This is a genomic window from Caulobacter sp. P1_B12_2 (assembly GCF_056406675.1).
This window is the reverse complement of record NZ_JBFTZS010000405.1, coordinates 1-4,300: the sequence shown is the minus strand read 5'-3', so window position 1 is coordinate 4,300 and position 4,300 is coordinate 1. Positions and strand designations below refer to the sequence as shown.

5 protein-coding genes are annotated in these 4,300 nt (G+C 69.9%); 4 read left to right on the top strand and 1 reads right to left on the bottom strand.

Annotated features, from left to right (window positions below; all coding sequences use genetic code 11):
- On the bottom strand, nucleotides 1–511 hold a 511-nt coding region (locus AC1DZ6_RS20215), incomplete at its 3' end, for a TetR/AcrR family transcriptional regulator (protein WP_477098925.1).
- A gap of 106 nt (nucleotides 512–617) precedes the next feature.
- Between AC1DZ6_RS20215 and AC1DZ6_RS20210 the strand changes: the two genes are divergently transcribed.
- From AC1DZ6_RS20210 to AC1DZ6_RS20195, 4 genes are all read left to right on the top strand, one after another.
- Nucleotides 618–1,586, top strand: coding sequence for an SDR family NAD(P)-dependent oxidoreductase (locus AC1DZ6_RS20210; protein ID WP_477098924.1), 969 nt, complete (start codon nucleotides 618–620; stop codon nucleotides 1,584–1,586).
- Between the two features lie 231 nt (nucleotides 1,587–1,817).
- Nucleotides 1,818–2,249 carry a 50S ribosomal protein L11 gene (rplK, locus tag AC1DZ6_RS20205; RefSeq protein WP_062149299.1) on the top strand — a complete coding sequence of 144 codons (432 nt, stop codon included), beginning with the start codon at nucleotides 1,818–1,820 and terminating at the stop codon, nucleotides 2,247–2,249.
- A 4-nt stretch (nucleotides 2,250–2,253) separates the two neighbouring features.
- On the top strand, nucleotides 2,254–2,943 hold the full coding sequence (gene rplA, locus AC1DZ6_RS20200) for a 50S ribosomal protein L1 (RefSeq protein ID WP_477098923.1): 690 nt from the start codon (nucleotides 2,254–2,256) through the stop codon (nucleotides 2,941–2,943).
- A gap of 139 nt (nucleotides 2,944–3,082) precedes the next feature.
- On the top strand, nucleotides 3,083–4,297 hold the full coding sequence (locus tag AC1DZ6_RS20195; protein ID WP_477098922.1) for a BaiN/RdsA family NAD(P)/FAD-dependent oxidoreductase: 1,215 nt from the start codon (nucleotides 3,083–3,085) through the stop codon (nucleotides 4,295–4,297).
- Nucleotides 4,298–4,300: the final 3 nt, after the last annotated feature.

Below are 4,300 nucleotides of genomic sequence, written 5' to 3'. Positions count from 1 at the left end.
GTTCGTAGCCCTGGCTGATGCCGGTCATCATGCGCACGACGTCCTCGAAGCCGATGTCGGGGCGGATATCGCCAGAGGCGCTGGCCGCGTCGGTCAGGCGGCGCAGGGCGGCGATGACGCTGGAGCCCGAACTGGCGTAGAGCCGCTCGCCGTCGCCGGGGACGGCGCGCAGGGCGGGGGCCACGACCCGCTTGGTGGCCATGTAGTCGATCAACTGGTCCAGCCAAGCCGCCAGGGCCTCGCCCGCCGGACGTTCGGCCAGCAGGGCCTCGGCCGAGGCGGTCAGCTGATCGACCTCACGCGCATAGACCGCGGCGACCAGGGCGTCGCGGGTGGGGAAGTGGCGATAGAGCGTGCCGATGCCGACCCCGGCGCGCCGCGCGACGTCCTCCAGCGGGGCCTCGGCGCCCGTCTCGGTGAAGGCCGCCTTGCCCGCCGCCAACAGCAGGTCGCGGTTGCGCAGGCTATCGGCGCGAGGCTTGCGCGACCTGACTTCAGACTCTTTTGACATCGCGCCCTTGAAAAACGGAGGGTGCCTCCGAATATGTATCCGGAGCCGTCCTCCATTTAATCTCGCGGACGGGTTTCGACAACAGACATCCAAGGGAACTAGGATCATGAGCGGACAATTCGGAGCGACCTCCACCACCGACCAGGTCCTGGCCGGCGTCGATCTGTCGGGCAAGCGCGTGCTGGTCACCGGCGTCTCGGCCGGCCTCGGCGTTGAGACCGCCCGGGCCTTGGCGGCCCACGGCGCCCATATGGTCGGGGCCGCGCGGGACCTGGCCAAGGCGCAGGGCGCGACGGGCGTGGTGCGTGACGCCGCTGCCGCCGGCGGCGGCTCGCTGGAGCTGGTGCAGCTGGACCTCGCCGACCTCGCCAGCGTGCGGGCCTGCGCCGACGCCCTGGTCGCCRACGGCCGGACCTTCGACCTGATCATCGCCAACGCCGGGGTGATGGCCCCGCCGTTCGGCACGACCGTCGACGGCTTCGAGACCCAGTTCGGCACCAATCACCTGGGCCACTTCGTACTGATCAACCGCATCGCCGGCCTGCTGAAGGCGGGGTCTCGCGTGGTGTCGCTGGCCTCGTCTGGCCACCGCTTCTCGGACGTGAATCTTGAGGATCCGAACTTCGAGACCACCGAATACGTCCCGTTCGAGGCCTATGGCCGCTCCAAGACCGCCAACATCCTGTTCGCCGTCGAGTTCGATCGCCGCCACAAGGATCGCGGCGTGCGGGCCGCGGCCGTCCATCCGGGCGGCATCCAGACCGAGCTGGCCCGGCACCTGGATCCGGCCTTCATCCAGGGTTGGATCGATCAGCTGAACGCCCAGGCCGAGGCCGCCGGCCAGCCGCCCATCGAGTGGAAGACCATTCCGCAGGGCGCGGCCACCAGCATCTGGGCCGGGGTCACGGCGCCGGTCTCGCTGGTCGCCGGCCGCTACAGCGAAGACTGTCACGTGGCCGAGCTGGTCGACGACGCGTCGCAGATCCGCGCCGGCGTGCGGTCCTACGCCCTCGACCCGAGCCGCGCCGAGGCGCTGTGGGCGCTGAGCGAGCGGATGGTCGGCGAGACGTTCTAGGGTTTCGGCCGCGACGCCCTCTCTCCTTCGGGGGAGGGGGCGGTCGCCCTCGTGCTGGACTCTCCACCCCCCGCCTGCTAAATGCCGCGCCTTCGTCCCAGGACCCTGTCCCGGGGCGTGCTTGCCGTTACACATTCGGGTCGCGGCAAGATCAAATCCGTGGGAGGGCCGCCAGCCCGCACCACGGCCAACCAGCGAAGGCCGTTAGCTCGGCTTTCTTGAGAGGATACAATGGCTAAAAAGATCCTGGGCTATATCAAGCTCCAGGTGAAGGCCGGCTCCGCCACGCCTTCACCGCCCATCGGCCCCGCACTGGGCCAGCGCGGCGTCAACATCATGGGCTTCTGTAAGGAGTTCAACGCGCGCACCGAGAACGTCGAAAAGGGCACCCCCCTGCCGACCGTGATCACCGTGTACCAAGACAAGTCGTTCACCTTCGTCACCAAGACCCCCCCGGCGACGCACTACCTGAAGCAGATCACCGGCCTGAAGTCCGGCGCGAAGCTGACCGGTCGCGAAACCGTCGGTGAAGTCACGCGCACCCAGCTGCGCGAGATCGCCGAAAAGAAGATGAAGGACCTGAACGCCAACGACATCGAGGCCGCGGCCAAGATCATCGAAGGCTCCGCCAAGGCCATGGGCCTGAAGATCGTGGAGGCCTAAGATCATGGCCAAGCAACCCAAGCGCATCCAGGCCTGGACCGGCGATCGCGAAGCCGCGCACGCCGTCTCGGAAGCCATCGCCCTGGTCAAGGCCAACGCCAAGGCCAAGTTCGACGAGTCGATCGAGATCTCGGTCAACCTCGGCGTCGATCCGCGCCACGCCGACCAACAGGTCCGCGGCGTTGTGAACCTGCCGTCGGGCACCGRCCGCGACGTTCGCGTCGCCGTCTTCGCCAAGGACGCCAAGGCGGCCGAAGCGACCGCCGCTGGCGCTGAACACGTCGGCGCCGAAGATCTGTACGAAAAGATCGCCGGCGGCTTCATGGACTTCGATCGCGTCATCGCGACCCCGGACATGATGGCCCTGGTCGGTCGCCTCGGTAAGGTGCTGGGCCCGCGCGGCCTGATGCCGAACCCGAAGGTCGGCACCGTGACCCCGAACGTCGGTCAAGCCGTGAAGGACGCCAAGGGCGGCGCCGTCGAGTTCCGCGTCGAGAAGGCGGGCATCGTCCACGCCGGCATCGGCAAGGTCTCGTTCACCGACGAAGCCCTGCTGATCAACGTCAAGGCCCTGGTCGACGCTCTGGTCAAGGCCAAGCCGGCCGGCGCCAAGGGCATCTACGTGAAGCGTATCGGCCTGTCCTCGACGATGGGTCCGGGCTTCAAGATCGACGTCGCGTCGATCAACGCCTAAGCACTTCGGACTGCAAGTTAGCGAGCGGGCGCTGGAGCGATCCAGCGCCCGCTTTGCGTTTGTAGCGCGGCCCTTCGAATGCGGCGTGGCTGCCTTATAAGAGCGATGACCTCCTCTTCCTGACGGACATCCAGCCCGCGTGACTGATCCCCAAGTTCTCGACGTCGCCGTGATCGGCGGTGGGCCGGCCGGGCTGATGGCGGCGGAGGTGCTGAGCGGCGCCGGGCTGTCGGTGGCGGTGTTCGAGCGCATGCCGACCCTGGGGCGCAAGTTCCTGATGGCGGGGCGCGGCGGCCTGAACCTGACCCATTCGGAGGACTTCGAGCGCTTCGCCGGACGCTACGGCGGGGCCAGCGATCGGCTGCGGCCGATGCTGGAGGCCTTCACGCCCGCCGACCTCGTGGACTGGGCCGAGGGGCTGGGGCAGGCGACGTTCGTCGGCACCAGCGGCCGGGTGTTTCCCAAGGCGCTGAAGGCTTCGCCGCTGCTGCGGGCCTGGATCGCGCGGCTGGAGGGGCAGGGCGTGGCGCTGAACCTCCGCTCGACCTGGACCGGCTGGAACGCGGCCGGCGACCTGACCTTCGAGACGCCGGACGGACCGCGCGCCGTGCGGCCGCGCGCCGCGATCCTGGCCCTGGGCGGGGCGAGCTGGGCCAAGCTCGGCTCGGACGGCGCCTGGGCGCCGCTGCTGGCGACGCGGGGCGCGGCGGTCGCGCCGTTCCGACCGGCCAATGTCGGCTTCGCGGTGGGGTGGAGCGAGGTGTTCCGCGAGCGCTTCGCCGGGGCGCCGCTGAAGAACATCGCCCTGAGCTTCGAGGGCGCCGGCTCGCGGGGCGACGCCCTGGCGGCAGGCTACGGCCTGGAGGGCGGGGCGGTCTACGCCCTGTCGGCGGCGCTGCGGGACGCGGTCGAGGCGCGGGGCTCGGCGAGGCTGGAGATCGACCTGCGGCCCGACGTCTCGCTGAGCCAGTTGACCGCGCGCCTGTCGAGGCCGCGCGGCGGGCAGTCGCTGTCCAGCTGGCTGCGCAAGGCCGCCCACCTGTCGCCGGTCGAGATCGGTCTGCTGCGCGAGGCGCACGGCGTGGCCCTGCCGGTCGCGCCCGACGCCCTGGCGGCGGCGATCAAGGCCGCGCCGATCGTCCTGACCGGAACGCAGGGCCTGGAGCGGGCGATCTCCTCGGCCGGCGGGCTGAGCTTCGAGGCGCTGGACGGGCTGGAGCTGAAGGCCGCGCCCGGCGTGTTCGTGGCCGGCGAGATGCTGAACTGKGAGGCCCCGACCGGCGGCTACCTGCTGCAGGCCTGTTTCGCGACGGGCGTGGCGGCGGCCCGGGCGGTGGTTGCCAAGCTCTCTTAAGTC